This window comes from Mesorhizobium sp. M2A.F.Ca.ET.037.01.1.1 (assembly GCF_003998075.1).
Classification (GTDB): Bacteria; Pseudomonadota; Alphaproteobacteria; order Rhizobiales; family Rhizobiaceae; genus Mesorhizobium.
The window spans coordinates 1-3,517 of record NZ_RZSA01000732.1 but is presented as its reverse complement, the minus strand read 5'-3'; the positions used below and the strand labels follow the sequence as shown (position 1 = coordinate 3,517).

Here is a 3,517-nt window from a genome sequence, read left to right as displayed (position 1 = left end):
GTGCTACGACCAGGCGGCGGAAGCTTTTGGCTGGGCCGACCGCGATCCGAAGGTCGGCGCGATGCGCGACGGCGACTGGCTGGTCGGCATGGGCTGCGCCACGGCGATTTACCCCACTGCCGTCGCGCCATGCGCGGCGCGCGTGCGCCTGACGGTCGACGGCGATGTGCGGCTGCAATGCGGTTCGCACGAGATCGGCACAGGCGTTCGCACGGTGGCCGGCCAGATGGCGTCGGAGCGTCTCGGCGTGAGCATCGATAGGATCAGCGTCGAAATGGGCGACAGCAGCCTGCCTCCGGCTCCGGTCTCGGGCGGGTCGATCTCCACGGCAAGTGTTTGCTCGGCGGTGCTCATGGCCTGCGACGCTATCCGCACCAAGCTCTACGCCGCAGCGACCGCGGAAGGCGGTCCGCTGGCCAGCTCCCATAATGAGGAATTCGAGCTTGCCGGCGGCAAGATCGTGGCGAAGAGCGGCGCGTCGGCCAAGGTCGGGGATGTCCTGAAAGCCATGCAGGTCGGCGCGATCGAGGAATATGCCGAGTTCGCCCCCAAGAACGCGACGCCGGAGGCGCTGAAGAAGCTCTATGCCGGAACGCCGGAGTTCCATGGCGGCGAGCAGGACGAGGATTCCGTGAAATACGCCTTCGGCGCCGAGTTCGTCGAAGTCCGCATCAACCGCTATACCAGGGAAGTCCGCGTGCCGCGCATCGTCGGCGCCTTTGCCGCCGGCCGCATCATGAACACCCGCACGGCGCGCAGCCAGCTGATGGGCGGCATGATCTGGGGCATCAGTCAGGCGTTGCATGAGGCGACCGAGGTCGACAGGCGCTACGCGCGCTATGTGAATCGCGACCTGCAAGACTACCTTGTGCCCGTCAATGCCGACATCAAGGACCTGCAGGTGATCCTGGTGCCGGAGGTCGACCATGCGGTCAACCCCGCCGGCGTGAAAGGCCTCGGCGAGCTCGGCAATGTCGGCACGGCCGCTGCCGTCGCCAGCGCGGTCTACCACGCCACCGGCAAGCGTATCCGCGACCTGCCGATCAGGATCGAGCAACTGCTCGTCTAACAGTCCTGCTACTCCTTCGGACGGGCAAGGCGCTCAGCCGTGCGTCCAGCTCCCGAAGATGATCCTCGGCACGCGGACTTGGTCGGCATTAGCGGCAACATGGGCGACGCTCCCGGCAGTTGGCGCTATAGGCGTTGTCCCGCACCTTCGGTCCAAGCGCCATTCTTCCTTTGCCGGTGCGGGCATCGGCGGAAATGCCGATGTCCTGGCCGGGCGATAAGAGTACGATATCACTCGCCGGCAGGCACGCCGGCATAGTTTTTGGTCTTGAAGAGCCCGGCCAGATGAGCGGCATTGGAAGCCGCCATCTTGATCATGCTGACGACTTTCTCCGGTGTCCCGGGAAGATCGACGAAGTTGACGTCGCCCATCGCTTCTCCAACCCAGTAAACGCCGCCATTGGCGGGAACGGTGAAGCCGACATCGTTGAGCGCCTGATAGCACTCGGCATGGCAGTGATGGGCGCCATCCTCATTGCCGACGATCGCCACCAACGCGACCTTGCCTGCCGCCGGCATGCGTCCGCTGTCGTCGGTCTCGGACAGGAATGCGTCCATCCGCTCCATCACGCGCTTGGCAACGGACGACGGCTGCCCCATCCAGATTGGCAGGCCAAGGATGAAGATGTCGGCGGCCAGGATCTTTTCCCGCAGCTTCGGCCAGTCGTCGCCTTCGCCCAGGTCGGAGAGCACGCCGGGCTTGATGTTGTGGACGAGCGCACGTGCCGTTTCGCATCCGACGTCATGTGCCGCCAAAGCGTTGGTCAACTCAGCAAGCATTCGATCGGTCGAGGACTCGTCATCGTCCCGAGGAATCTTGAGTGTGCAATTCAAGGCAAAAGCGGTGAGCGGCATCGAATCTTCCCGGCTGAATATGATGACCAACGCGAAGGGCAGCCACTGGTTGCCTCTTTCTGCGCAACAGCCAGCCGGAAAGAGTCAGGTGTTTTCATTGGCAAGGTGGGCGTGGCCGGAATGCCGTCGCGACCTCACGCGCCTCAAGCGCCGGTTCGGTTCCGGTTAACGGAGCCGAATGTTGCGGTTAGGCTGTTGAAGATAGTAACGAAAGAAAATCGCATTGAAAAACAAAGGTTTAGGTGCAGATACGCACAACCTTAAGTCGATGGTGCCAGAGGCGGAATCTTAGTGAAAAAAATCCTCGTTTGCTTTCAGATGCGTAGGGAAGGTCAGCCGCAGTTGCTACCAATAGAAATGGATAGGTTCGGTTCCCCAATAGAACCTGTGCGTCCCTTGCCACTGTATCTCGGATGGCGCGGTGATCGGGCCTCAGGGTTCGCTACGCGGAGGCAGCGTATCGGAGATTGAAACCGTCATCATCTTGGGACTGGCGGAGTGAGCATCAATCTTAGGCGATATTCGAAAGTCATGCGCAAGGAATGTCAGCCTTGCGCCTCATCTCGGTCGTAGAGTCAAGCTCCGTCGTTGCCTGAAAGCAGATCGCGTGCTTTGCCTCTATGGAGGTAGGAACGAATTCTCTCAAGCCATGTCACGTCGATAAATCATCAACTCGTTCTCGCCTTCCTGTACGGTCCGTCCCCACTGATTGCAAACGACGAACCGCAGACGAACAATCGCGCGGGCCGGATTGCGAGTGGCCCGCTTTTCCGCGACCGTCACCTCGGCTTTGATGATGTCGCCGGCGAGCACCGGGGCTGAAAACCTCCAGCTCCAGCCGAGCGAGGCCACGGCTCGGAACCGGGCGACGGCATTGTTCTTCAGACCATCGACAAGGGACAGCACAAGCAGACCATGCGCTACACGCGCCGGGAAGCCGTGCCGATGTGCCGCCTCGTCGCTCATGTGGATTTCGAACCGGTCACCGGTCATTTCCGCGAGCGCTTCTATGATGGCCGCGGTCACTTCTGTGGAAGGCGTTTCGAAATGGTCGCCGATCTCCACGTCCTCGTAGCTCAACCCGAGGCCTGTGAGCGATTTCCCTCGGACGTCGACACTCATGCCGGCACCGGCGCGTCTTCCCGCAACAGCCCGTTCTTCTTCAGGTCTTGCCAGAACTCGCCGGGGATCGGGTAACTGAACCAGGCAAGGTTCTGCTCGAGTTGCTGGACAGTGCGAGTGCCGGCGCAGAAGGACGGGATGGCCGGATGCGCCACCACGAACTGCAAGGCGGCGGCCGGCAGCGGCACGCCATGCGCGCGGCAGACCTCCTCGATCTTCGCCACTTTCTCCATGACGGGCTTTGGCGCCGGTGAATAATTGTACTTGGCGCCGGGAACGGCGCCCGTGGCCAGGATGCCGGAATTGAAGCCCCCGCCGACCAGCACCGCCGCGCCGCGCTCGACGCAAAGCGGCAGGAACTCGTCGAGGGCTTCCTGTTCGAGCAGCGTATAGCGGCCCGCCAGCAGGAAGCAGTCGAAGTCGCGCTGCTTCAGCGCCTCGTGGCAAACCTGCCATTCGTTGACCCCAACGC

At 62.2% G+C, this 3,517-nt stretch carries 5 protein-coding genes; 2 read left to right on the top strand and 3 right to left on the bottom strand.

What is annotated here, in order from left to right; translation table 11 throughout:
- Positions 1-1,069: molybdopterin cofactor-binding domain-containing protein (locus EOA27_RS27910; RefSeq protein WP_145970571.1), on the top strand; the 1,069-nt coding region annotated here is incomplete at its 5' end.
- Between the two features lie 230 nt (positions 1,070-1,299).
- Here EOA27_RS27910 and EOA27_RS27905 read toward each other — a convergent pair.
- A complete protein-coding gene (locus tag EOA27_RS27905; protein ID WP_126079153.1) occupies positions 1,300-1,923 on the bottom strand; it encodes an NAD(P)H-dependent oxidoreductase in 624 nt (207 codons plus the stop codon).
- Here EOA27_RS27905 and EOA27_RS40980 point away from each other — a divergent pair.
- Complete coding sequence (locus tag EOA27_RS40980) at positions 1,892-2,092, top strand: hypothetical protein (protein WP_189343390.1); 201 nt, start codon at positions 1,892-1,894, stop codon at positions 2,090-2,092. The two genes, EOA27_RS27905 and EOA27_RS40980, sit on opposite strands and share 32 nt — an antisense overlap.
- A 473-nt stretch (positions 2,093-2,565) precedes the next feature.
- Here EOA27_RS40980 and EOA27_RS27900 read toward each other — a convergent pair whose 3' ends face one another.
- Positions 2,566-3,045 carry a MaoC family dehydratase gene (locus EOA27_RS27900; protein WP_126079152.1) on the bottom strand — a complete coding sequence of 160 codons (480 nt, stop codon included), beginning with the start codon at positions 3,043-3,045 and terminating at the stop codon, positions 2,566-2,568.
- Positions 3,042-3,517, bottom strand: a 476-nt coding sequence (locus EOA27_RS27895; protein WP_145970570.1) for an aldo/keto reductase, incomplete at its 5' end; no start/stop codon positions are given. The genes EOA27_RS27895 and EOA27_RS27900, both read right to left, overlap by 4 nt.

Bases quoted from the DNA above. Each gene is read 5' to 3' on its own strand.
- EOA27_RS27900 (WP_126079152.1), bottom strand. From the start codon at position 3,045: ATGAGTGTCGACGTCCGAGGGAAATCGCTCACAGGCCTCGGGTTGAGC.
- EOA27_RS27905 (WP_126079153.1), bottom strand. From the start codon at position 1,923: ATGCCGCTCACCGCTTTTGCCTTGAATTGCACACTCAAGATTCCTCGG.